This is a genomic window from Achromobacter sp. SX5 (genome assembly GCF_056711425.1).
This window is the reverse complement of the sequence record NZ_CM160041.1, coordinates 1,193,483-1,217,507: the sequence shown is the minus strand read 5'-3', so window position 1 is coordinate 1,217,507 and position 24,025 is coordinate 1,193,483. Positions and strand designations below refer to the sequence as shown.

Here is a 24,025-nt window from a genome sequence, read left to right as displayed (position 1 = left end):
GAGCCAGGTTTAGGTGGCTAGAGTACACAAATAACGCGGGCGGCTGGTGTTTTATATGCTTTTAACAACATATAAATCTCAAAAACAGGCCCCCACACCACAGCAATACAGGAGGAGACCGACGTGCAAGCGCGCGAGGCAACATCCGATCTGGCGTCCAGCGGCGGCGCCCGCGGCGGCCAGATGGCCCTGGACGCGGCCCAGGCGTCCCCCACCCCGGCCATCGCGGCCACCGCCCGCATACTGGCCCGGCTGAAAGACCGGCCCGGCCCGCTGCTGCCCGTGCTGCACGCGGTGCAGCACGAACTGGGCTGTATTCCGGCCGAGGCGGTGCAGACCATCGCCGAGGCCCTGAACCTGTCGCGCGCCGAGGTCCACGGCGTCATCACCTTCTATCCGCATTTCCGCAGCGAACCGCCGGCGCGCCACAGGCTGGAAGTCTGCCGCGCCGAAGCCTGCCAGGCCATGGGCGGCGAACGCCTGGCCGAACACGCGCGCGCCGCGCTGGGCTGCGATTTCCACGCCCGCTCGGCCGACGGCGCCGTGTCGCTGGAGCCGGTGTACTGCCTGGGGCTGTGCGCGCAGTCGCCGGCGGTCATGCTGGACGGCCGGCCCCGGGCCCGCGTCACCCCCGAAAAGCTGGACCGGCTGCTGGCCGGCCTGCGGGAGGCCGACGCATGAACGCCCCCATCCTCATCTATGTGCCGCGCGACGCCGCGGCCCTGGCCCTGGACGCCGACGCCGTGGCCCTGGACATCGAACGCGCCGCGGCGCAACGCGGCCAGGACGTGCGGATCGTGCGCAACGGTTCGCGCGGCATGCTGTGGCTGGAGCCGCTGGTCGAAATCGCCACGCCGCAGGGCCGCATCGCCTACGGCCCGGTGCAGCCCGAGGACGTGGCCGGACTGTTCGACGCCGGCTGGCTGGCCGGCGGCGCGCACGCGCTGCGCCTGGGTCTGACCGAGGAAATTCCCTATCTCAAGCAACAGGAGCGCCTGACCTTCGCCCGCGTCGGCGTGACCGATCCGCTGTCGCTCGAGGACTATGCCGCGCACGGCGGCCTGCAGGGCCTGCAGCGCGCGCTGGCCATGGCGCCGGCGCAGATCGTCGAGGAAGTGGTGGAGTCCGGACTGCGCGGGCGCGGCGGCGCGGCGTTCCCGACCGGCATCAAGTGGCGCACCGTGGCCGCGGCCCCGGCCGGCCAGAAATACATCGTCTGCAACGCCGACGAAGGCGATTCGGGCACCTTCGCCGACCGCCTGCTGATGGAAGGCGACCCCTACGTGCTGATCGAAGGCATGACCATCGCCGGCCTGGCGGTGGGCGCCACGCAGGGCTACATCTATGTGCGCTCGGAGTATCCGCAGGCCATCGCCACGCTGCAGGCCGCCATCGAACGCGCCCGCGAAGCCGGCTGGCTGGGCGGGGACGTGCACGGCAGCGGACGCCGCTACGACCTGGAGGTCCGGGTGGGCGCGGGCGCCTATATCTGCGGCGAGGAAACCTCGCTGCTCGAAAGCATCGAAGGCAAGCGCGGCGTGGTGCGCGCCAAGCCGCCGCTGCCCGCCGTCTCCGGCCTGTTCGGCCGGCCCACGGTCATCAACAACGTGATCTCGCTGGCCACCGTGCCCATCATCCTGGCGCGCGGCGCGGCCTACTACCGCGACTACGGCGTGGGCCGCTCGCACGGCACGCTGCCGTTCCAGCTGGCCGGCAATCTCAAGCACGGCGGGCTGGTGGAAAAGGCCTTCGGCCTGACCCTGCGCGACCTGCTGTACGGCTTCGGCGGCGGCAGCGCCTCGGGCCGCCCCTTGCGCGCGGTGCAGGTGGGCGGGCCGCTGGGCGCCTACCTGCCGGAATCGCAATGGGACGTGCCGCTGGACTACGAGGCCTATGCGCAGATCTCGGCCATGATCGGCCACGGCGGCCTGGTGGCCTTCGACGACACTGTCGACATGGCGCGCATGGCGCGCTATGCGATGGCGTTCTGCGCCATCGAATCCTGCGGCAAGTGCACGCCCTGCCGCATCGGTTCGACGCGCGGCGTCGAAACCCTGGACCGGATCGCCGCCGGCGGCCCCGGGCGCGAACAGCAGGTGCACCTGTTGCGCGACCTCTGCGACACGATGCTGGCCGGTTCGCTGTGCGCGCTGGGGGGCATGGCGCCCTACCCCGTGCTGTCCGCGCTGAACCACTTCCCGCAGGACTTCGGCATCGAATCCTCCCAGCCCGCCGCTCACACGGCCTGAACCCGAGACCGCCATGCTAGAAACCGTCATCAAGCGCGATCGCGACCTGGGCACGCCGGCGCGCGAATCCGCCGTCACCGTCACCCTCACCATCGACGGCCAGGCCGTCACCGTGCCCGAGGGCACGTCGCTGATGCGCGCGGCCGCCGAGGCCGGCATCAACATCCCCAAGCTGTGCGCCACCGACAGCCTGGAGCCGTTCGGCTCCTGCCGGCTGTGCCTGGTGCAGATCGAAGGCCGCCGCGGCTATCCCGCGTCCTGCACCACGCCGGCCGAGAACGGCATGGTGGTCCATACCGAAACGCCCAAGCTGCACGACCTGCGCCGCGGCGTGATGGAGCTGTACATCTCCGATCACCCGCTGGATTGCCTGACCTGTCCGGCCAACGGCGACTGCGAACTGCAGGACATGGCCGGCGTGGTGGGCCTGCGCAACGTGCGCTACGGCTACGAGGGCGCCAACCACCTGAAAGACGCCAAGGACGAATCGAACCCGTACTTCACCTACGACCCGTCCAAGTGCATCGTCTGCAACCGCTGCGTGCGCGCCTGCGAGGAAACCCAGGGCACTTACGCGCTGACGATCTCCGGCAAGGGTTTCGAATCGCGCGTGGCGGCCGGCCAGGACCAGCCGTTCCTGGACAGCGAATGCGTGTCCTGCGGCGCCTGCGTGCAGGCCTGCCCGACCTCCACGCTGCAGGAAAAGACCGTCATCATGATGGGCCAGGCCGAGCATTCGGTGGTCACCACCTGCGCCTATTGCGGTGTGGGCTGCGGCTTCAAGGCCGAGATGAAGGGCCAGGAAGTGGTGCGCATGGTGCCCTGGAAGGACGGCCAGGCCAACCGTGGCCATTCCTGCGTGAAGGGCCGCTTCGCCTGGGGCTACGCGACCCACAAGGAGCGCGTGCTCAAGCCCATGATCCGCCAGCGCATCACCGACCCGTGGAAGGAAGTGTCGTGGGAAGAGGCGATCGCCTACGCGGCCTCGGAATTCCGCCGCATCCAGGGCCGCTATGGCCGCGACGCGGTCGGCGGCATCACCTCGTCGCGCTGCACCAACGAAGAAACCTGGCTGGTCCAGAAGCTGGTGCGCGCCGCCTTCGGCACCAATAACGTCGACACCTGCGCGCGCGTCTGCCACTCGCCCACCGGCTACGGCCTGAAGCAGACGCTGGGCGAATCGGCCGGCACCCAGACCTTCGATTCGATCATGCACAGCGACGTGGTGATCGTCATGGGCGCCAACCCCAGCAGCGGCCACCCGGTGTTCGCCTCGCGCCTCAAGCGCCGCCTGCGCCAGGGCGCGCGCCTGATCGTGATCGACCCGCGCCGCATCGAGCTGGTGAGTTCGCCGCACATCAAGGCCGATTTCCATCTGCAGGTGCGCCCGGGCACCAATACCGCGCTGCTGTCGTCCATGGCCCACGTGATCGCCACCGAAGGCCTGATCGACGAAGCCTTCGTGGCCGCGCGCTGCGAGGCCAAGTCCTTCCAGCAGTGGCGCGATTTCGTGTCGCTGCCCGAGAACTCGCCCGAGGCGATGGAGGCCATCACCGGCGTGCCCGCGCAGGCCGTGCGCGGCGCGGCGCGCCTGTACGCCACCGGCGGCAACGGCTCCATCTATTACGGCCTGGGCGTGACCGAACACAGCCAGGGCTCGACCACCGTGATGGCGATCGCCAACCTGGCCATGGCCACGGCCAACATCGGCCGCGAAGGCGTGGGCGTCAATCCGCTGCGCGGGCAGAATAACGTGCAGGGCTCGTGCGACATGGGTTCGTTCCCGCACGAACTGCCGGGCTACCGCCATATCTCCGACGACGCGGTGCGCAGCCAGTTCGAACAGGACTGGGGCGTGACCCTGCAGCCCGAGCCCGGGCTGCGCATCCCCAACATGTTCGAGGCGGCGCTGGCCGGCTCGTTCAAGGGCCTGTACTGCCAGGGCGAGGACATCGTGCAGTCCGATCCCAACACCCAGCACGTCGCGGCCTCGCTGGCGGCGATGGAGTGCATCGTGGTGCAGGACCTGTTCCTGAACGAGACCGCCAAGTACGCGCACGTGTTCCTGCCGGGCTCGTCCTTCCTGGAGAAGGACGGCACCTTCACCAACGCCGAGCGCCGCATTTCGCGCGTGCGCAAAGTGATGCAGCCCAGGAACGGCAAGTCCGACTGGGAAGTCACCGTGGCGCTGTCGAACGCGCTGGGCTACCCCATGAACTACAGCCATCCCGGCGAGATCATGGACGAGATCGCGCGGCTGACGCCGACCTTCGCCGGCGTCACCTACGAGAAGCTGGACCGCCTGGGCAGCCTGCAATGGCCGTGCAACGACGAGGCGCCCGACGGCACGCCCACCATGCACGTGGACGAGTTCGTGCGCGGCAAGGGCCGCTTCATGATCACCAAGTACGTGCCCACCGACGAGCGCAGCACGCGCCGCTACCCGCTGCTGCTGACCACCGGCCGCATCCTGTCGCAGTACAACGTGGGCGCCCAGACCCGCCGCACGCCCAACGTGGCCTGGCACAGCGAGGACCTGCTGGAACTGCATCCGCAGGACGCCGAGGACCGCGGCGTGCGCGACGGCGACTGGGTCGGCGTGCAGAGCCGCGCCGGTGAGACCGTGCTGCGCGCCACGATCACCGACCGGGTGCAGCCGGGCGTGGTGTACACCACCTTCCACTTCCCCGAATCGGGCGCCAACGTGGTCACCACCGACAGCTCCGACTGGGCCACCAACTGCCCCGAGTACAAGGTCACCGCCGTGCAGGTCACGCGCGTGTCCCAGCCCTCGGAATGGCAGCGCGAGTGGTCGCGCTTCGCCGACATCCAGCACAAGCTGCTGCGCGAACGCGAACGCGAAGACGCCGCCGCGCTGGCCGGCAAATAAGGCCGCGAACCGCCATGATGTCCCTGCCCTTCCCCGCTCCCGCCGCCCGCGCCGACTGCGCGCGGGTGCCCATCACCCGCCTGCGCGCGGGCGCCTTCGGCGCCGGCGCCGAGGACTACGTGGCCGAGGAAACCCCGGTGGCCCTGGAGTTCAACGGCATCAGCCACGCCACCATGCTGGCGACGCCGGCCGACCTGGAGGACTTCGCGCTGGGCTTCGCGCTGTCCGAAGGCATCGTCGCCGGCGTCCATGACGTGCGCGGCATGGAACTGCTGCCGCGGCCCGACGGCATCGTGGTGCAGGTGGAAATCTCCAGCGCCTGCGAGGCGCGTCTCAAGGCCCGCCGGCGCGCGCTGGCGGGGCGCACCGGCTGCGGGCTGTGCGGCGTGGAAACGCTGCCCGAAGTACTGCGTCCCGTCGCGCCCCTGACCCGCGCCGCGCCGGTGCGCGTGCAGGCGGTGCTGGCCGCCATGCGCGCCATGCGCGCGCGCCAGGCGCTGCATGAATTGACCGGCGCCACCCACGCCGCGGGCTGGGCCGGCGCCGACGGCTCGCTGGCGCTGGTGCGCGAGGACGTGGGCCGCCACAACGCCCTGGACAAGCTCATCGGCGCCCTGGCGCGCCAGGGCATGCGCGGCGACGCCGGCATCGCCGCGGTGACCAGCCGCGCCAGCTTCGAAATGGTGCAGAAGACGGCGGCGGCCGGCATCGGCGTGCTGGCGGCCGTGTCCGCGCCCACCTCGCTGGCCATCCGCCTGGCGCAGGACGCCAACCTGACCCTGCTGGGATTCCTGCGCGGCGACGACGCCACGCTGTACTCCCATCCCGAGCGCATCGTCACCTGAACCGGACTACACCACGCATGGAAATCGGCAACCTCATCCGCATGGCCAACCGCATCGGCCAGTTCTTCGAAGCCATGCCCGACCGCCACGAGGCGCTCGAGGGCGTGGCCAACCACATCCATAAATTCTGGGAGCCGCGCATGCGCAACGAGCTCCTGGACTTCCTGGCCCGCAGCCCCGACGGCGACGCCGGCGACACCCGCCTGCACGGCCTGGTGCTGGAGGCGGTCACGCAGAACCGCCAGCGCCTGACGCCGGCCGCCCGCGCGCAATAGCCGGCGGCGGGGCGCGAAGCTGCTACATTGGCAGCCCGCGCCCTTTTCTTTTGCATCCCGAATGACTGCCCTGTCCCGCGCGCGCCGGCCCGCCGGAGCGACGCCTTGAACCCGCCCGAAATCCACTGGGAAGAAAACCAGCTTGCCCGCGCCGCGCGTTGGCGTTCCGAAAGCGGCGCCGCGCCGCCCCGGCGCGTGGTGCTGGCCGATGACACGCTCGGCGCGGACCAGGCCTACCGCCAGGCCTGCGAGGGCGTCGGCCTGCTGTGGCGCGGCGACTTCCACAACGCGCGCCAGCTGCTGCAGGCCATGGCGCGGCGCGTCGACAAGCGTCCGCGCAAGCCCGCGGCCACGCTGCGCGACGCCTTCAACCAGCACCGCCAGTTCCAGTCGCAGCGCGCCCGCATCCTGGGCATGCTGCTGATCGGCTTCGACGCCGGCCACGGCATCGCCCTGCGCCGCGCGCCCGACGCGCGCCAGGCCTGCGAAGCCGCCTACGGCCCGGCCGACGAGCCCTACGTGGCCTCGCTGCGCGAGCTGCTGGGGCTGATCGGCGCCTACGAATGGCGCAAGAAAGGCGTGGAGATCGCGGCCCTGGGCGCGCGCATCCATCCGCACTACGGCGTGTTCTCGCCGCTGCGCGGCGAATACGTGGACCTGGTGGCGCAGGCGCCGCTGCCGCCCGGCGACGCCGCCTTCGACATCGGCACCGGCAGCGGCGTGCTGGCCGCCGTGCTGGCGCGCCGCGGCTTCAGGCGCGTGGTCGGCACCGACCAGGACCCGCGCGCCCTGGCCTGCGCCCGCGAAAACCTGCAAAGGCTGGGACTGGAAGACCGGGTGGAACTGGCGCAGGCCGACCTCTATCCCGAGGGCCGCGCGGCGCTGGTCGTGTGCAACCCGCCCTGGGTGCCGGCGCGCCCCAGCTCGCCGGTGGAATACGCCGTGTACGATCCCGACAGCCGCATGCTGCGCGGCTTCCTGGACGGCCTGGCCGCGCACCTGGCGCCAGGCGGCGAAGGCTGGCTGATCCTGTCGGACCTGGCCGAGCACCTCGGCCTGCGCAGCCGCGAACAGCTGCTGGAATGGATCGCCCAGGCCGGGCTGCGCGTGGCGGGCCGGCTCGACACCCGGCCCACCCACGGCCGCGCAGCCGACACGGCCGACCCGCTGCATGCGGCGCGCTCGCGCGAGGTGACCTCGCTGTGGCGGCTGGCGGCGGCCTAGGGCCTGTTCACACTAAAAGGAGCCACGCACAGGCCCTAGACGCGCCCGGCCGCCACGTTCACGCTGATGGCGATGATGAACACGTTGAAGAAAAACGCGATGACGCTGTGCGTCAGCGCGGTGCGGCGCAGCCGCCGGTTCACGATCTGCACGTCCGACACCTGGAAGGTCATGCCCAGCACCAGCGCGAAATACGCGAAGTCCCAGTAGTCCGGATCTTCCGTGCCGGGAAAGTCCAGGCCCTTGTGCATGGCGTTGCGGTGGCCGTAATAGCCGTGGGCGTAATGCAGCGCGAAGATCATGTTCATGTAGAGCCACGACAGGATGATGGTCGCGGCGGCGGCCAGCATGGCCAGCACGCTGCTGGCGCCTTCCTCGATGCGCAGCTCCACCCACAGCGCCGTCATCACCATGCAGGACAGCGCCACGCTGCTCCACAGCACGCCCGTGCGGCCCACGTCCTGCTCCTGCGCGTGGCGGCGCATGGCCTGGGCGCTGGTGCGGCCGAACACGCGGGCCGTCAGGATCAGGAAGACCAGCGCCCCCAGGTCGAACCCCAGCAGCAGCGCCAGCACCAGCGGCAGGCCCGCGGCGTACAGCACGCCGGCGCCGGCCAGCAGCAGCGCGGCGCACAGCACCAGGCGCCGGTGCGCATGGAAGAACGGCAGGCTGGCGGCGGCGGTCTCGGGCTCGAAATCCTTGAGCGGGGGCATGGCGGGCTCCTGCGCGTGGCGAGGCAAGCCCCTACCCTAACCGATGCCGAGCAAACCGGCCAGCGCCCCGCCGAACAGCAGCCACAGCGGATGGATGCGGGTCACGCTGCCCAGCAGCGCCACCAGCGCGGCGATCGCGCCCAGCAGCCAGCTGTGCACCGAGGCCTCGGTGATCAGGGCCGCGCTGGCGGCCACCAGACCCACCGTCATGGGAAAGATGCCGGCCTGGATCACGCCGCGCCACGGGCGGTCCTTGAAGCGTTCCCACAGGCCCAGCGCGATCACGGTGATCACCGAGGACGGGCCGAACTTGGCGATGGTGGTGACCAGCACGCCCAGGCCGCCGGCCACGTGCCAGCCCACCAGCGTGACCACCATCAGGTTGGGACCCGGCGCGGCCTGCCCCAGCGCGAACAGGGCCGAAAAGTCCGCCGCGCTCATCCAGCCATGCACTTGCACGACCTGGCGCTGCATCTCGGGCAGGATGGTGTTGCCGCCGCCGAAGGCCAGCACCGACAGCTCGGCGAAGATCAGGCCCAGCGCGATAAGGGTATGGATCATCGACGCTGCCTCCACACCATCAGGATGCTCAGCGGCGTCAGCACCGCCATGGTCGGCAGCAGCGGAATGCGCAGCACGGCGATGGCGATGAAACACACCGTGGCGACCGCGCCGGCCAGCCAGTCGCGGCGCTTGAAAACCGGGGTGCCGATCTTCACCGCCATCGAGATCAGCAGGCCCGCGGCGGCGGCGGCCAGCCCGGCGAACAGGTGCTGGATGTGCGGATCGTCCTGGAACCGGTCGTACACCATGCCCAGCATGATCACGATGATCGACGGCGCCAGGATCAGGCCCATCAGCGCCGCGAAGGCGCCGCGCGGGCCGCGGAATTTCATGCCCAGCGCGACCGAAAGATTGATGATGTTGCCGCCCGGCAGGAACTGGCACAGGCCCAGCAGATCGGTGAACTCGGGGCCGCTCAGCCAGCGGTGCTTTTCGACCACCATGCGGCGCGCCAGCGGCAGCGCGCCGCCGAAGGCCGTCAGGCCGAGCATCAGGAATCCGTAGAACAGTTGCCCACAGGTGGGCGGGGGCCGCAAGGCGGCCTCGGTGGTGGAGGGTGCTGCTGCGTTCATTTTTATGTGACCAGTAAAGAGTTTGCAGCCTACTCTCCCCACTAGATAATGTCTAATATATGGAAATCTACTGACTCATATCGGGTACATATGGCGTCCATCGACTTGCGGCTGCTGCGCTACTTCGTGGCGGTGGCGGAAGAATCCCACCTGACCAAGGCCGCGGCGCGGCTCGGCATCCGCCAGCCGCCGCTCAGCCAGCAGATCCGCGTGCTGGAAGAGGAGCTGGGCGTCACGCTGTTCCACCGCCTGCCGCGCGGCATGGAACTCACCGAAAGCGGCCGCGCGCTGCTGGAGGACGCGCACAAGATCCTGGCGCTCACCGAGCAGGCGGTCGAAGGCGTGCGCCGCGTGTCGCAGGGCGAGGCCGGCCGCCTGACCGTCGGCTTCACCGGATCGGCCGCCTTCCACCCGTTCGTGCCCTCGGTGATCCGGCGCTTTCGCGAACTGGCGCCGAATGTGCGGCTGGTGCTGGAGGAAAGCAGCACCGGCGAACTGATGGACGACGTGTGCGGCGGCCGGGTGGACGTGGCGTTCGTGCGCGGCCCCTATGGCCCGGACCGCGGCGTGGTGGTGGAAAAAGTGCTGGACGAAACCATGCTGGCCGCGTTTCCCGCCGACCATCCGGCGGTGCGGCGGCGCCCGCGCCAGCGCATCGCGCTGTCCGAACTTGCCGACGAATCCCTGATCCTGTACCGCCGCCACAGCGGGCCGGGCCTGTACGACGCCATCCTGGCGGCCTGCGCTGCCGCCGGTTTCAGCCCGCGCATCGCGCAGGAAGCGCCGCGCATGCTGTCCACGCTGAGCCTGGTGGCCGCCGGACTGGGCGTCTCGCTGGTGCCGGCGTCGCTGCGCCGCGTCAACATCGAGGGCGTGGTCTACGTCAGCGTCAGCCGGCCCGCCTCGCTGCGCGCGCCGCTGAACCTGATCTGGCGCGACGCGCCGCTGTCGGGCGCGGCCCGCAGGCTGATCGAAGAGGTCCGCCGCCACCGCCAGGAATCGCCGTGAGCGCCGCGGCGCTACACTGCCGCACACCCCAATCCGCTTTTCTTTCATGCTTTCCGAATCCCCCATCGGCATCTACGACTCCGGCGTCGGCGGGCTGAGCGTGCTGCGCGCGATCCGCGACGCGCTGCCGCAGGAATCCCTGCTGTACGTGGCCGATTCCGCGCACGTGCCCTATGGCGAAAAAACGCCGCAGTTCGTGGCGCAGCGCGCCGCCACGCTGGCCGATTACTTCGTCTCCTGCGGCGCCAAGGCCATGGTGGTGGCCTGCAACACCGCCACCGCGGCCGCCATCGCGCAGCTGCGCCAGCGCCATCCCGGGCTGGTCATCATCGGCGTGGAGCCGGCGATCAAACCGGCCGCCCACCTGACCCAGAGCGGCGTGGTCGGCGTGTTCGCCACCACCGGCACGCTGGCCAGCGCCAAGTTCGCCGCCCTGGTGCGGCGCGAGGCGCCCGAGGTGCGCATCCTGCTGCAGCCCTGCCCCGAATGGGTGCGGCTGGTGGAGCAAGGCGTGCTGCACGGGCCGCAGGCCGAGGCCGCGGTGCGCGGCCCGGTGGCGCAGCTGCGCGAGGCCGGCGCGGACGTGCTGGTGCTGGGTTGCACCCATTTCCCGTTCCTGCGCGAGGCCATCGAGGCGGCCGCCGGCCCCGGCGTGCCGCTGCTGGAAACCGGCGCCCCGGTGGCGCGCAGGCTGCGCCACCAGTTGCAGGAACGCGGCCTGCTGAGCGCGGGCGGCCCGGGCGCGCTGCGGCTACAGACCAGCGGCGCGGCCGGCGCGCTCGCTGCGCAGGCCAGCCGCCTGCTGGGCCAGGCGCTGGCCGCCGACGCGCTGGCCGAACGCTGGCGCTGAATGCCGGCGGCTTGATCCGGCGCATTCCGCGGCGGCGCGATTCGGCCAATAATGGGCGTACAGCGCACGCCGGCGCTCATCCGGAGACACCCGTGAAACGCATCCTGATCCCCGTGGACGGTTCGCAGCCGTCCCTCCACGCCGTCCAGGCCCTGATCGACGCCCGCCGCTACGCCCCGGTCGAACGGGTCGAACTCCTCAACGTCCAGATTCCGCTGCAGGCCGGCAAGATCGGCCGCGGCCTGTCGCAGGCCGAGATCGACGCCTACCACCAGGAGGAAGGCGAGGCCGCCCTGCAGGCCGCCCGCGCGCTGCTGAGCAAGGCCGGCGTGCCGTTCGAGGAACGCATCGAAATCGGCGCGGCGGCCGACACCATCGTGCGCGTCGCCCAGGAAACCGACGCCGACGAGATCTACATGGGCTCGCGCGGCCTGGGCTCGGTTTCGTCGTGGTTCCTGGGTTCGGTCGCAACCCGCGTCCTGCACCTGGCGGAACTGCCCGTCACGCTGGCCAAGTAAGGCCCGGAGGAACAACCATGCTGAACATCCTGGTCCCCGTCGACGGCTCCGACTACGCCAACCGCGCCGTCCTGTACGCCCGCGAGCTCGCCCAGGGCGCGGGCGCCGCCCACATCCACCTGCTCAATGTCCAGACGCCCGTGCAGGGCCGCGCCGGCCTGTCGCGGCTCATCACCCGGGACATGATCGACGAGTTCTACGCCCGCGAAGGCGAAGAGGCGATGGAAGAGGCGCGCAAGCTGCTCGACGTGACCGGCACCGCCTACACGCGGCACGTCGCCTTCGGCCACGTGGCCAGCGAAATCGCCGGCTACGCGCGCGACCACCGCTGCGAGCGCATCGTCATGGGCACGCGCGGCAACGGCGCGCTGGCCAACATCCTGATCGGCTCGGCCGCCAACCAGGTGCTGCAGCTGGCCGACGCGCCGGTCACCCTGATCAAGTAGCCGCGCCCGCGGTTCAGGCGGCCGGCAGCCGCAGCGACACGCGCAGCCCGCCCAGCGGCGAGCGCGCCGCGCTCACCTCGCCGCCGTAGGTGGCGGCCAGGTCGCGCACGATGTCCAGGCCCAGGCCCGAGCCGGGTCGCTGTTCGTCCATGCGCACGCCGCGCAGGAAGATGCGCTCGCGCTCGTGGTCCTCGATGCCCGGGCCGTCGTCGTCGACGTGGATCGACAGGCGCCCCGGCCCGTCCTCCTGCGCCGTGAGCCGCACCCGGCCGGCCGCCCACTTGCAGGCGTTGTCCAGCAGGTTGCCCAGCATTTCCTGCAGGTCCTGCTGTTCGCCGCGAAACGCCAGGCCGGGCGCGGCCTGGGCGTCCTCGATCTGCAGGCCGCGCTGCGCGTACAGGCGCCGCACCACGCGCAGCAGGCCCTGCGCCGTTTCCGCCAGCGGCGTGCGTCCGTCGGCCGCGCCCGAGGCCGCCGCGGCCCGGGCCCGCGCCAGGTGGTAGTCGATCTGCCGGTTCGCCATGCCGACCTGCTCGCGCACCAGCGCCGCCAGCGGCCCTTGCTCGCGCGCGGCGGCGTTGGCCAGAATGGCCAGCGGCGTCTTGACCGCGTGCGCCAGGTTGCCGGCCTGGGTGCGCGCGCGCTGCACGATCTCGGCGTTCATCGCCAGCACCTGGTTGAAATCGTCGACCAGCGGCTGGATCTCGCTGGGAAAACTTCCCTCGATGCGGCGGCTGTCGCCCGCGTCCTGCGCCGCCAGCTCGCGCCGCAGCCGCGCCAGCGGCCGCAGGCCGACCAGCACCTGCACCACCGCGGCCACGGTCAGCCCGGCGGCCAGCGCGCCCAGCGCGATCGCCAGCATGTGGTTGAAGCGTTCGATGGGTTCGGCCAGCGCGGCGCGGTCCGCCGCCACCAGCAGCCGCAGCGGCGCCGCGCCGTCCTCGGCCGGCGTGACCACGCGCCCCAGCGCGGCCAGTTCGCGCCCGCCGGGGCCAGCCACGTCGTAGGCGCGGTCGCCCTCGCCCGGCGCCTCGGGCGGCGCCTGCAGGGTCTGGTCCCACAACGAACGCGAACGCGCCACGCCGGCGGCGGCCGGCTGCCCGTTCGCGGCCAGCCGGTCGATCTGCCAGTACAGGCCCGACAGCGGCTGCTCCAGGCGCGGATCGCTCAGCGGCGGGGCCACCGCCGGCCGGCCGTCCGCGCCGACGTTGAGGGCGGCCGTCAGCTGGTTCAGGTGCAGCGTCAGTTCGGCTCGCAATTGCTGGGTGATGTGCTGGCGGAACAGGCTGGCCAGGCCCCAGCCCGCCAGCGCCACCGAGGCCAGTATCCAGGCCAGCGTGCCGGCCAGCAGCCGCAGCCGCAGCGAGCGCGCCGCGGGCCGCGTCATTGCGGGGCCGCCAGGCGGTAGCCCAGCCCGCGCACGGTTTCGATGGTGTCGGGCGGCAGCTTCTTGCGCAGCCGGCCGACGAAGACCTCGATGGTGTTGGAATCGCGGTCGAGGTCCTGCGCGTAGACGTGCTCGGTCAGTTCGCTGCGCGAGACCACTTCGCCGGCGCGCTGCATCAGCACCGACAGCACCTTGAATTCGTGGCTGGTCAGCGTCAGCGGACGGCCGTCCACGCTGGCCCGCGCCTGACGCGTGTCCAGCAGCAGCGGGCCGCAACGCCATTGCGCGCTGGCGTGCGCGGTGCTGCGCCGCAGCAGCGCGCGCACCCGCGCCAGCAGCTCTTCCATGTGGAACGGCTTGGTCAGGTAATCGTCGGCGCCGGCGTCTATGCCGGCCACTTTTTCATGCCAGTTGTCGCGCGCGGTCAGGATCAGCACCGGCATGTTGCGACCGCCGGCGCGCCAGGCCTTCAGCACGGTCAGGCCGTCCACCACGGGCAGGCCCAGGTCCAGCACCACCGCGTCGAACGCCTCCACGTCGCCCAGGTAGCGCGCCGATTCGCCGTCGGCGGCGGCATCCACGGTATGGCCGGCGGCGCGCAGCGCCTCGGCGAGCTGGCCGGCCAGCGTGGGTTCGTCTTCGACCACCAGTATCCGCATCAGGGTTCGCCTTTGAACTTGATGTCGCGGCCCTTGATCCCCAGCAGCGTGCCGTCGCGCGCGTCGAGCTTCAGTTTGAGGATGCCACCGCCGCTTTGCAGCACCCGGATCTCGTAGATGAATTCGTCGTCGTCCTCCTCGAACTCGACCTTGACCACCTGCCCCGGGAAATCGCGCTCCACGATGTCCAGCACCGCGCCCAGCGGCAGCACCTTTCCGGCCTGCAGCGCCTGGCGCGCGCGCTCGTGGTCGCTCTCGTCGGCCAGGCCGGCCACCGGCCCCGCGATCAGCGCGAGCGCGAGCGCGCAGGCCGGCAGCATGCCTGCGGGCCTGAATCCGGTTCTAGGGTCGCGCAACGCCGGGCCTCTCTGTGGAAATGGGGGATTCAAAAGGGGATGGATCAGGCGTCTTTTATACCGCGGCGCGGATGAACCGGGCATGAACGGCGTCTTCAGAACCGGTTCATGCGCCAACCCGAATAATGCCGGCAGGCCGTGAGGACGGCCCCATCCATCCAGTCCAAACCTTAGGAGAATTCCATGATGACGCGCATTCAGAAAACCCTGGCAGCCCTGGCGATCGGCGGCTCGGTCCTGGCGGCGGGCGCCGCCGTCCATGCCCAGGCCGCGCCGCAGCAGGCGCCGGCCCCCGCGGCCACCGCGCCCGCGGCCCCGATGCTGACGATCCGCCAGGTCTACGACAAGATGGAGGCGGCCGGCTACCGCAACATCTCCGAGATCGAGCGTTCCCGCAAGCACGGCTACGAGGTCAAGGCCGACGACCCGCAGGGCCAGCGCGTCAAGCTCCACGTCGATCCGCAGACCGGCGCCGTGACCCCCAGCCGCTTCGACGACTGAAGGCCGAAGGGCGCGCCAGCGCCCGAGTATGATGGGACATCGTCCGGGAGTCGCATCATGCAGATCCTACGTACCGCGGCGGCGGCCGGCCTGGCGCTGGCCACGCTCAGCGCCTGCGGCGAAATGGCCACGCTGCCCGTCGAGGCGGGCATGGGGCCGGCGCCGCAGCTGCCCGCCCCCAATCCCACCCTGATCCCCACCGTCAAGACCGCCAAGGCCGTAGGCTGGCCCGCCGGCGCGCATCCGCGGGCCGCGGACGGCCTGGCCGTGACCGGCTTCGCCGCCGGCCTGGACCATCCGCGCTGGCTGTACGTGCTGCCCAACGGCGACGTGCTGGTGGCCGAGACCAACGCGCCACCCAAGCCGGAATCGGCCTCGGGCGGGCTGAAGGGCTGGATCGCCGGCCTAGTGATGAAGCGGGCCGGGGCCCGCACGCCCAGCGCCAACCGCATCACGCTGCTGCGCGACGCCGACGGCGACGGCGTGGCCGAAACCCGCGGCGTGCTGCTCGCAGGCCTGAACTCGCCGTTCGGCATGGCGCTCATCGGCCGGCACCTGTACGTGGCCAACGCGGACGCGGTGCTGCGCTTTCCGTACGAGTCCGGGCAGACCCGCATCGACGCGCCGGGCGAAAAAGTCACCGACCTGCCCGCCGGCATCAACCACCACTGGACCAAGAACCTGCTGGCCAGCCCCGACGGCGCCCGGCTGTACGTCTCGGTCGGCTCCAACAGCAACGTGGCCGAGAACGGCATGGACGCCGAAACCGGCCGCGCGGCCATCTGGGAGATCGACGTGGCCAGCGGCGCCAAGCGCCTGTACGCCACCGGGCTGCGCAATCCGGTGGGCATGGCCTGGGGGCCCGACGGCAAGACGCTGTGGACCGCGGTCAACGAACGCGACGAACTCGGCAGCGACCTGGTGCCCGACTACATGACCTCGGTGCGCGACGGCGGCTTCTACGGCTGGCCCTACAGCTACTTCGGCCAGCACGTCGACACCCGCGTCGCGCCGCAGCGGCCCGACCTGGTGGCGCGCGCCATCGTGCCCGACTACGCGCTGGGACCGCACACCGCCTCGCTGGGCCTGGCCTGGTCCGGCGGCGCCAGGCTGCCCTACGGCGAGGGCATGTTCGTGGGCCAGCACGGCTCCTGGAACCGCAATCCGCCCAGCGGCTACAAGGTCATCTTCGTGCCGTTCGCCGGCGGCCGGCCCGGCGGGCCGCCGCAAGACGTGCTGACCGGTTTCCTGGACGAAAGCGGCCAGGCGCAGGGCCGGCCGGTCGGCGTGGCCGTCGACCGCCGCGGCGGCCTGCTGGTGGCCGACGACGTCGGCAACGCGGTCTGGCGGGTCGGCGCCGCGCCCTGAGCCGCCCCTACAATGTCCGCTCCGAATATTCGACACAGGAGCGAACATGAGCACGGATAAAGTGGCGGTCGTTACCGCGGGCGGCAGCGGCATGGGCGCGGCGGCGGCGCGCAAGCTGGCGGCCGACGGCTTTCGCGTGGCCATACTGTCGTCCTCCGGCAAGGGCGAGGCCCTGGCCCGGGAACTGGGCGGCCTGGGCGTCACGGGCTCGAACCGTTCGCCCGAGGATCTGGCGCGGCTGGTGGACACCGTCGTGCAGAAGTGGGGCCGCGTGGATGCGGTGGTCAACAGCGCCGGCCACGGCCCCAAGGGCCCGCTGCTCGAAATCAGCGATGAGGACTGGCGCCTGGGCATGGAGTTCTACCTGCTGAACGTGGTGCGCATCACGCGCCTGGTCGCGCCCATCATGAAGCAGCAGAAGTCCGGCGCCATCATCAACATCTCCACCTACGCCACCTTCGAGCCCGAGGCCTTGTTCCCCACCTCCGGCGTGTTCCGCGCCGGGCTGGCCGCCTTCACCAAAGTGTTCGCCGACGAATACGCAGGACACAATGTGCGCATGAACAACGTGCTGCCAGGCTTCATCGACAGCCTGCCGGAAAAGGAAGACCGGCGCGTGCGCATCCCGATGGGCCGCTACGGCACGGCCGAAGAAGTCGCCGACCTGATCGCCTTCCTGGCGTCGGACGCCTCGTCCTACATCACCGGCCAGAACATCCGCATCGACGGCGGTATCACGCGCTCGGTCTGAGCCTCCCGCTTTAGTCGTAGTCCCTCATCCGAATGACGGTATTGAAGCCCGCCCGGGGCTTCAGTACCGTAGGTTTTCGCATTCGACGAGGTGCCTGCGCATGTCCGCTACGCCGTCAGCGGCTGCGCCGCAGTCCGCTGCCCCTACGCTACCCCGCCCCACGCCGGGCCAGGCCTCGCGCTTCCTGGCGCAGGCGACGTTCGGCCCCACGCCGGCCGACATAGAAGCCGTGGTGCGCGACGGCTACGCCGCCTGGCTCGACAGGCAGCTGGCCATGCCGCCGTCGCAGACGCATTTCGACTGGCTGCTGCAACAGGGCAAGAACACCGAGGAATTCAAGGGCAACGGCATCAACGGCCCCCTCGAATCCACGCTCTGGCGCAAGTTCATCAGCGCCCCCGACCAGGTGCGCACGCGGGTGGCGTTTTCGCTGTCCGAGATCTTCGTGGTGGGCGTGTCGTCCATCACCGCGTCCTGGCCCTTGTTCGGCGCGGCCGGCTTCATGGACCTGCTGGCCGAGCACGCGCTGGGCAATTACCGCGACCTGCTGGCCGCGGTCAGCCAGAACCTGTCCATGGGCTGCATGCTGACCTACCGCGGCAACCGCAAGGAAGATCCCAAGACCGGCCGTCATCCCGACGAGAACTACGCCCGCGAAATCATGCAGCTCTTCAGCATCGGCCTGCTGGAGCTGGAGCCGGACGGCTCGCTCAAGATGGTCGACGGCAAGCCGGTGGAAACCTATACCAACGCCGACGTGCAGGGGCTGGCCAAGGTATTCACCGGCTGGGACATCAACGGTCCGGAGACCGACGTGGAATTCCACCGCCGGCCGATGGCGCTGAACAACGCGCTGCACTCGCTGGCCGAAAAACGCTTCCTGGGCGCCGTCATCCCGCCGGGCACCGACGGCCACCTGTCGCTCAAGCGCGCCATCGACGTCATCAGCGCCCATCCCAACGTGGGACCGTTCATCGGCACCCAGCTGATCCAGCGCCTGGTCACCAGCAATCCCAGCCGCGCCTACGTCAGGCGCGTATCCGCCGCCTTCGCCGACGACGGCACGGGCGCGCGCGGCAATCTCAAGGCCGTGGTGCGCGCCATCCTGCTGGACCCGGAGGCGCGCAACCCCGACCTGAACGCGCCCGACTGGGGCAAGGTGCGCGAACCCATCCTGCGCTTTTCCGGCTGGGCGCGGGCCTTCGGCGCGGACTCCACCAACGGCGTATGGGCCATGCCCGACACCACCGACAACACCATACGGCTGGCGCAAAGCCCGATGCGCTCGGCCAGCGTGTTCAACTTCTTCCGCCCGCGCTACGTGCCGCCGGTCACCGAACTGGCGCGCCGCCACCTGGTGGCGCCGGAGCTGCAGATCACCGACGAAACCAGCGTCGCCGGCTACCTGAACTTCCTGGCCATCTACGTGGACCGCGGCTGGGAAGACCTGCAGACCTCCTACGCCGCCGAGATCGCGCTGGCGCCCGACCCCGCCGCGCTGGTGGCGCGGGTGGCGCTGCTGCTGGCGGGCGACGCCTTCTCCGACCGGACCGCCGCGGCGATCGCCCAGGCCGTCTCCAGCATCCCGCCCGACCGCCCGCGCGACCGGGTGCGGGCCGCGATCACGCTGGTGGCGGCCACCCCGGAATACCTGGTACAGAAATGAAAGCCCGCAGATGAAAAACGCCAGCCGCCGTGAATTCCTGCTCCGCGCCTGCGCGCTGGGCGCCTCCCATGCCGCCGCCCCGCTGGCGCTGAACCTGGCGGCGCTGGGCGCGGCGGCCGCGCAGTCCGCCCCCAATGACTACAAGGCGCTGGTCTGCGTCTTCCTGTATGGCGGCAACGACCCGTACAACTCGCTGGTGCCGTTCGACGCGCCCGCATACCGGGCCTACGCCCAGGCGCGCACCGACATCGCGCTGCCGCGAGACGCCTTGCAGGCGACCGCGCTGCGCGGCAGGCAGGCCGCGCCCGGCGGTGCGCAATTCGCGCTGGCGCCGTCGCTGGCGCCGCTCAAGCCGCTGTACGAAAGCGGCGACATGGCCGTGCTGCTGAACATCGGCCCCCTGGTCGTGCCGACCACCAAGGCCGAATACATCGGCGCGCGCGTGCCGCTGCCGCCCAAGCTGTTCTCCCACAACGACCAGCAGTCGTACTGGCAGGCGCTGGCCCCCGAAGGCGCGTCCTCGGGCTGGGCCGGGCGGCTCACCGACCTGTTCGCCGACGCCAACGCGCAGCGCACGTTCACCGGCATCACCGCCGGCGGCAGCACCGTGCTGCTGGCCGGCCGCCAGGTCGCGGGATATCGCGTCGGCATCCACGGCTCGACCCCCATCGACCTGCTCGGCCGCGACATGTACGGCTCCAGCGATTGCACCGCGCTGCTGCGCCAGCTCATCACCCAGCCGCGCGAACATCTGATGGAACGCGAACTGTCGCGCATCGCGGCCCAGTCCATCGACGCCGACGCCCGCCTGCGCGCCGCGCTCGCCGGCGTCGCGGTGCCCGGGGATTTTTCCACGCCCCTGGCCCAGCAGCTGAAGATCGTCGCCCGCATCATCGGCGCGCGCCAGGCGCTGGGCGCGCGGCGCCAGGTGTTCTTCGTGTCCCAGAACGGCTATGACAACCACGCCGGCCTGAACGACACCCACCCGGCGCTGCTGCGCGAACTGGGCCAGGCCCTGGCCGCGTTCCAGCAGGCGCTGGCGGCCACCGGCGTGGCCGACCAGGTCACCACCTTCACCGCATCCGAATTCGGCCGCACCCTGGGCTCCAATGGCAACGGCTCCGACCACGGCTGGGGCTCGCACCATTTCGTGCTCGGCGGCGCGGTCAAGGGCGGCCGCTACTACGGCCAGCACCCCGAGATCGCGCGCGACGGCCCGGGCTTCGTCGACAACGGCCGGCTGCTGCCTACCCTGGCGGTGGACCAGCTCGGCGCCTCGCTGGGGAAATGGTTCGGGGCCAGCCCGGAGGACCTGAAGCTGGTGTTTCCGAACCTGCGGCATTTCGATGCCGATGCGTTGGGGTTGTTTGAGGGTTCTGGCGGGGTCTGATGGGTGTCGCGCGCTGGGCATTCGTGTTCTTGCCCGGTGAATCTCGCGCTATACCCATCCTACGGATCGACGCAGGTCGGGGAACCGTAGGATGGGTATAGCGCGAGACGACTTCCACTAGAAGCCAATCATCGAACGCGCGACACCCATCACGCGCCAACCTCACGGCCACCCGCGATGGACCGATATGACACTCCCGCCCTCGGCCACGGCCGCGCCGGCCTATGCTTGACCGGCTTATCGAGGAGCCGGGATGACCGACTACAGACGCCATTACGTTCCAGGCGGCACCTACTTTTTCACCGTGGCCGCGCGACGGCGCGGAACCTGGCTGCTGGTGCAGCGCGCCGAACTGCTCAAAGCCTGCATCCGCGCGGAACAGCGGCTGGCGCCATTCGCGATTCTTGCCGCGGTCATCATGCCGGACCATCTGCACATGGTCTGGCGGCTGCCGCAGGGCGACAGCGACTATCCGAACCGTTGGCGCCGGATCAAGACCCGCTTTTCGCGCGCGCTGCCGGGCGCGACGCGCACTTCCACATCGGCGCGCGGCGAGCGCGGCATATGGCAGCGGCGCTACTGGGAACACACGGTGCGCGACGAGTCGGATCTGACCGCCTGCATCGGCTACGTCCATGCCAATCCGGTCAAACACGGCGACGTGGCGCGGCCGGAACTGTGGCCGCATTCCACCCTGCTCGCCTGGCAGGAACGCCGCCGCCTGCGCTTGGCAACACCGCCCCGGCGGTTCTATAAACTGGATCTGCGGGCCGATGGCGCCCGCGCCCCTGCCACCTGCCGCCCGCCCATGACCGCCTCCCCTGCCCTGACGCTGGCGCCCGCCACCGAAGCCGACCTGCCCTTTCTGCTGGCCCTGCGCAAGTCCACCATGACCGAGCACCTGCGGCGCGCCGGCGCGCCCAGCGACGACGCCTACCACCTGGTCCGTATCCGCCACCGCTTCGAGGACGCCCGGATCGTCTGGGCCGACGGCCGCAAGGCGGGGCTGTTCAAGGCTACGCGCGACGGCGCGGCCTGGCGCGTGGTGCAGATCCAGATCGCTCCCGAGTTCCAGGGGCGGGGCCTGGGCCGGCGCCTGCTGGCCGGCCTGCTGCAAGAGGCCGACTCCCGGGCGGCGACGGTCGACCTGGGCGTGCTGCATGGCAATCCCGCCCGGCGTCTCTACGAATCGCTGGGCTTCACCCCCGTCGAGGAGCATCCGCTGGAAACCGAAATGCGCTACTTCCCCCGGAAGGCCGGCTGATATTTTTTCGTGTAGCGGGAATAAGCCGGGGGCCGGCAGCGTCTGTGTCAGGCAGTCCCCACTTTTTCTATCCGCGAGGCACACCATGCGCAAACACTACGTCGCAATCCTGGCCCTGGCTTCCGCCGCCCTGTTCTCGGCCGGCGCCCAGGCCCAGGCCGTCAAGACCCAGAACGGCATGCTGGTCAACAGCGCCGGCATGACGCTTTACACCTTCGACAAGGACTCGGGCGGCAAGAGCGCCTGCAATGACCAGTGCGCCAAGATCTGGCCGCCCGTCATGGCCGCCGCCGACGCCAAGCCCAGCGGCGACCTGACCGTCATCACCCGTGACGACGGCAGCAAGCAATGGGCCAGCAAGGGCAAGCCGCTGTACACCTACGCCAAGGATGCGAAGGCCGGCGACAAGACCGGCGACAACTTCAAGGAAGTCTGGCACGTGGCCAAGCCCTGATCCCGCGCCGCCGCTCCATGCGCCCCGACGACGAAGCCTTGATCCTGGCCTGCATCCCCAGCCTGCGGCGCTACGCCCGCGGGCTGACGGGCGACCCGCAGCGGGCCGACGACCTGGTCCAGGACACGCTCGAGCGCGCATGGAGCCGCTATTCGCGCTGGCAGCGGCGCGGAGAGCTGCGCGCCTGGATGTTCGGCATCATGCACAACCATTTCATCGACGGGGTGCGCGCCAACAGCCGGCGCGTGGACCAGACCGCCGCCGGCGACCTGCCCGACGCGCCGGTGCGCGCCACCCAGACCGACCGCCTGGAAGTACGCGACCTCGAGCGCTGCCTCCAGGCCCTGCCCGCCGAGCAGCGCGAAGTCCTGCTGCTGGTATGCGTGGAAGATCTTTCCTATCAGGAAACCGCACAGATACTGGACGTGCCCTTGGGCACGGTCATGTCGCGCCTGTCGCGCGCCCGCGAAAAACTGAGCGCGCTGATGCAGGGCCGCGATACCTCCAACCGGCTCCACCGCGTGAAATAACATGAACGACAAACGCCTGCACCCGGTGCCCGGCCCGGGCGCCCCCATCACCGAGGCCGATCTGCATGCCTATGCCGACGGCCAGCTGCCGCCGGCGCGCCATGCGGAGGTCGAGGCCTTCCTGGGCGCGCATCCGCACGACCAGGCGCGGGTGGACGACTGGAAGGCGCAGCGCCGCGCGCTGCACGCGCTGCTGGACCCCGTGCTCGACGAACCGCTGCCGCTGCGCCTGCCGCTGGCGCCGCCGGCGCGCCACTGGCCCTGGCGCGCGCTGGCCGCCGGCGTGGCGGTGGCCGCGATCAGCGCCAGCGCGGCCTGGATGGCGCGCGGCGCGATGGACGCCCGCCACCTGCAGACGGTGCTGGCCGCCGCCGCCCCCGAACGCGCCGCCGGCGGCTATGCGCAGCGCGCCGCCATCGCCCACGCGGTCTACGCGTCCGACATGGGCCGCCCGGTGGAAGTTGGCGTGGACAACGAAGCGGGCCTGGTCAAGTGGCTGACCAAGCGCATGGGCGCGCCGGTGCGCGCGCCCTCGCTGTCGCAGGCCGGCTACGAGCTGATGGGCGGACGCCTGCTGCCCGGCGGCGCCGGCCCGGTCGCGCTCTTCATGTACGGCTCCCCCGACGGGCAGCGCCTGACGCTGTACGTCACGCGCGAGGCGACCGGAGAAAAAACCGCCTTCCAGTTCACGCAGGAAGGCGCCGTGCGGGTGTTCTACTGGGTCGAGGGCCAGTTCGGCTACGCGCTGTCCGGCGCGGTCAGCCGCGAGGAACTGCAGCGCGTGTCGCAGGAGGTCTACCGCCAGCTGCAGGGCTAGCCCGCTGCGCGGCCGCCGCACGCCTGTTGCAGCATGTGCAGCGTGATCTTGCGCACTTCGGCCTTGCTCGCGCCGATATGCTCGCGCAGCATTTGCGCCGCCTCGTCGGCGCGCCGCGCCAGCACCGCGCGCAGGATGGCCGCATGCTCGTCGTAGGTGGCGTCCACCCGGCGGTCCTGGGTGAAGTCCAGGCGCCGGACGATGCGTATCTTTTCCGTCACTTCGCGGTGGATCTGCGTCATCTCGGGGTTGCCGGCGGCGGCCACCAGCGCGCAATGGAAAGCCTCGTCCAGCTGGGCCACCTGCCGGCCGTCGGCGATGCGCTGGCGCGGCGGCGCCAGCCATACCTCCCGCAGCGCGTCCAGCATGCCGGCCTGGTCCACGCGCTCGCGCGCGCACAGCCGTTGCACCGCCGCCTGCTCCAGCACCACGCGCACGTCGTACAGCGCTTCGAACCGCTCGAAGTCGAAGGGCCGCACCTGCCAGCCGCTGCGCGGACGCGGCAGCACGTAGCCCTCGCGTTCCAGGCGCGCCAGGCTCAGGCGCACCGGCGTGCGGCTCACGCCCAGGCGCGCCGCCAGATCCGCCTCGGTAAAGCGTTCGCCCGGCAGCAGACGGAAGTCGAACAGGTCGGCCTTGAGCCTTTGATAGACCTGCTCGGCCAGCGATCGGGCCAGGGCCGGCGCCTGCCGCAGCGCCGAGCCGGGCGTCATGAGTTCCCCGCGCAT

The 24,025-nt window shown here is 70.7% G+C and carries 26 protein-coding genes and 1 pseudogene; 20 read left to right on the top strand and 7 right to left on the bottom strand.

Features of this window, described 5'->3' with window-relative positions; genetic code table 11:
- Positions 1–123: 123 nt before the first annotated feature.
- The 6 genes from AC1M14_RS05640 (at position 124) to AC1M14_RS05615 (ending at position 7,483) form a co-directional block, all read left to right on the top strand.
- Entirely contained in the window at positions 124–681 is a 558-nt protein-coding gene (locus tag AC1M14_RS05640) for a formate dehydrogenase subunit gamma (protein WP_479731180.1), read from the top strand.
- A complete protein-coding gene (locus AC1M14_RS05635) occupies positions 678–2,249 on the top strand; it encodes a formate dehydrogenase beta subunit (RefSeq protein WP_479731179.1) in 1,572 nt (523 codons plus the stop codon). Before AC1M14_RS05640 ends, AC1M14_RS05635 begins: the two co-directional genes overlap by 4 nt.
- A gap of 13 nt (positions 2,250–2,262) precedes the next feature.
- Complete coding sequence (gene fdhF / locus AC1M14_RS05630; RefSeq protein ID WP_479731178.1) at positions 2,263–5,139, top strand: formate dehydrogenase subunit alpha; 2,877 nt, start codon at positions 2,263–2,265, stop codon at positions 5,137–5,139.
- A gap of 14 nt (positions 5,140–5,153) precedes the next feature.
- A complete protein-coding gene (gene fdhD / locus AC1M14_RS05625; RefSeq protein ID WP_479731177.1) occupies positions 5,154–5,984 on the top strand; it encodes a formate dehydrogenase accessory sulfurtransferase FdhD in 831 nt (276 codons plus the stop codon).
- 17 nt (positions 5,985–6,001) lie between these two features.
- Complete coding sequence (locus AC1M14_RS05620) at positions 6,002–6,259, top strand: formate dehydrogenase subunit delta (protein ID WP_111825689.1); 258 nt, start codon at positions 6,002–6,004, stop codon at positions 6,257–6,259.
- A 105-nt stretch (positions 6,260–6,364) separates the two neighbouring features.
- Positions 6,365–7,483 (top strand): methyltransferase, encoded by a 1,119-nt coding sequence (locus tag AC1M14_RS05615; RefSeq protein WP_102773741.1) that lies wholly within the window; start codon positions 6,365–6,367, stop codon positions 7,481–7,483.
- Between the two features lie 35 nt (positions 7,484–7,518).
- On the opposite strand, the gene AC1M14_RS05610 is transcribed toward AC1M14_RS05615, so the two are convergent.
- From AC1M14_RS05610 to AC1M14_RS05600, 3 genes are read right to left on the bottom strand one after another with little or no spacing between them, the layout of a single operon-like run.
- The gene (locus AC1M14_RS05610; RefSeq protein ID WP_102773742.1) at positions 7,519–8,196 is read right to left on the bottom strand and encodes a DUF1345 domain-containing protein; all 678 of its coding nucleotides are present in this window, start codon (positions 8,194–8,196) and stop codon (positions 7,519–7,521) included.
- Between the two features lie 36 nt (positions 8,197–8,232).
- Positions 8,233–8,757, bottom strand: a complete 525-nt coding sequence (locus AC1M14_RS05605) for a chromate transporter (protein WP_102773743.1) — start codon at positions 8,755–8,757, stop codon at positions 8,233–8,235.
- Entirely contained in the window at positions 8,754–9,332 is a 579-nt protein-coding gene (locus tag AC1M14_RS05600) for a chromate transporter (protein ID WP_479731176.1), read from the bottom strand. Before AC1M14_RS05600 ends, AC1M14_RS05605 begins: the two co-directional genes overlap by 4 nt.
- Positions 9,333–9,422: 90 nt before the next feature.
- Here AC1M14_RS05600 and AC1M14_RS05595 point away from each other — a divergent pair, with 90 nt between their 5' ends.
- From AC1M14_RS05595 to AC1M14_RS05580, 4 genes are all read left to right on the top strand, one after another.
- Positions 9,423–10,340: a LysR substrate-binding domain-containing protein gene (locus AC1M14_RS05595; protein ID WP_209165741.1), complete on the top strand. Its 918-nt coding sequence runs from the start codon at positions 9,423–9,425 to the stop codon at positions 10,338–10,340.
- Positions 10,341–10,386: 46 nt separating this feature from the next.
- Entirely contained in the window at positions 10,387–11,190 is an 804-nt protein-coding gene (gene murI, locus AC1M14_RS05590; RefSeq protein ID WP_102773746.1) for a glutamate racemase, read from the top strand.
- Positions 11,191–11,282: 92 nt separating this feature from the next.
- The gene (locus AC1M14_RS05585) at positions 11,283–11,708 is read left to right on the top strand and encodes a universal stress protein (RefSeq protein WP_102773747.1); all 426 of its coding nucleotides are present in this window, start codon (positions 11,283–11,285) and stop codon (positions 11,706–11,708) included.
- 17 nt (positions 11,709–11,725) lie between these two features.
- Positions 11,726–12,154, top strand: a complete 429-nt coding sequence (locus AC1M14_RS05580) for a universal stress protein (RefSeq protein ID WP_479731175.1) — start codon at positions 11,726–11,728, stop codon at positions 12,152–12,154.
- Positions 12,155–12,167: 13 nt separating this feature from the next.
- Here the strand turns inward: AC1M14_RS05580 and AC1M14_RS05575 are convergent, their stop codons facing one another.
- The 3 genes from AC1M14_RS05575 to AC1M14_RS05565 are packed head-to-tail and all read right to left on the bottom strand — an operon-like array spanning position 12,168 to position 14,520.
- Positions 12,168–13,541 carry a sensor histidine kinase gene (locus tag AC1M14_RS05575; RefSeq protein ID WP_102773749.1) on the bottom strand — a complete coding sequence of 458 codons (1,374 nt, stop codon included), beginning with the start codon at positions 13,539–13,541 and terminating at the stop codon, positions 12,168–12,170.
- Complete coding sequence (locus AC1M14_RS05570; RefSeq protein ID WP_209165740.1) at positions 13,538–14,200, bottom strand: response regulator transcription factor; 663 nt, start codon at positions 14,198–14,200, stop codon at positions 13,538–13,540. Before AC1M14_RS05570 ends, AC1M14_RS05575 begins: the two co-directional genes overlap by 4 nt.
- Positions 14,200–14,520, bottom strand: a complete 321-nt coding sequence (locus AC1M14_RS05565; protein WP_102773751.1) for a PepSY domain-containing protein — start codon at positions 14,518–14,520, stop codon at positions 14,200–14,202. The genes AC1M14_RS05570 and AC1M14_RS05565 overlap by 1 nt, the downstream gene beginning before the upstream one ends.
- A gap of 222 nt (positions 14,521–14,742) precedes the next feature.
- Between AC1M14_RS05565 and AC1M14_RS05560 the strand changes: the two genes are divergently transcribed.
- The 10 genes and pseudogenes from AC1M14_RS05560 (at position 14,743) to AC1M14_RS05515 (ending at position 23,297) form a co-directional block, all read left to right on the top strand.
- Positions 14,743–15,057, top strand: coding sequence for a PepSY domain-containing protein (locus AC1M14_RS05560; RefSeq protein WP_479731788.1), 315 nt, complete (start codon positions 14,743–14,745; stop codon positions 15,055–15,057).
- A 57-nt stretch (positions 15,058–15,114) separates the two neighbouring features.
- On the top strand, positions 15,115–16,425 hold the full coding sequence (locus tag AC1M14_RS05555) for a PQQ-dependent sugar dehydrogenase (RefSeq protein WP_479731174.1): 1,311 nt from the start codon (positions 15,115–15,117) through the stop codon (positions 16,423–16,425).
- 46 nt (positions 16,426–16,471) lie between these two features.
- Entirely contained in the window at positions 16,472–17,176 is a 705-nt protein-coding gene (locus AC1M14_RS05550; RefSeq protein WP_479731173.1) for an SDR family oxidoreductase, read from the top strand.
- A gap of 100 nt (positions 17,177–17,276) precedes the next feature.
- Positions 17,277–18,842 (top strand): DUF1800 domain-containing protein, encoded by a 1,566-nt coding sequence (locus tag AC1M14_RS05545; protein ID WP_479731172.1) that lies wholly within the window; start codon positions 17,277–17,279, stop codon positions 18,840–18,842.
- A gap of 10 nt (positions 18,843–18,852) precedes the next feature.
- Entirely contained in the window at positions 18,853–20,232 is a 1,380-nt protein-coding gene (locus AC1M14_RS05540) for a DUF1501 domain-containing protein (protein ID WP_111825698.1), read from the top strand.
- 253 nt (positions 20,233–20,485) lie between these two features.
- Positions 20,486–20,863: pseudogene (locus AC1M14_RS05535) on the top strand (REP-associated tyrosine transposase); the annotation flags it as partial.
- A 177-nt stretch (positions 20,864–21,040) separates the two neighbouring features.
- Positions 21,041–21,496 (top strand): GNAT family N-acetyltransferase, encoded by a 456-nt coding sequence (locus tag AC1M14_RS05530; RefSeq protein ID WP_209165761.1) that lies wholly within the window; start codon positions 21,041–21,043, stop codon positions 21,494–21,496.
- Positions 21,497–21,581: 85 nt separating this feature from the next.
- Entirely contained in the window at positions 21,582–21,950 is a 369-nt protein-coding gene (locus AC1M14_RS05525; RefSeq protein ID WP_111825699.1) for a COG4315 family predicted lipoprotein, read from the top strand.
- 17 nt (positions 21,951–21,967) lie between these two features.
- A complete protein-coding gene (locus AC1M14_RS05520) occupies positions 21,968–22,480 on the top strand; it encodes an RNA polymerase sigma factor (RefSeq protein ID WP_102773757.1) in 513 nt (170 codons plus the stop codon).
- 1 nt (position 22,481) lies between these two features.
- Entirely contained in the window at positions 22,482–23,297 is an 816-nt protein-coding gene (locus AC1M14_RS05515; RefSeq protein ID WP_479731171.1) for an anti-sigma factor family protein, read from the top strand.
- Here the strand turns inward: AC1M14_RS05515 and AC1M14_RS05510 are convergent.
- Positions 23,294–24,025, bottom strand: coding sequence for a GntR family transcriptional regulator (locus AC1M14_RS05510; protein ID WP_479731170.1), 732 nt, complete (start codon positions 24,023–24,025; stop codon positions 23,294–23,296). The genes AC1M14_RS05515 and AC1M14_RS05510 overlap by 4 nt on opposite strands.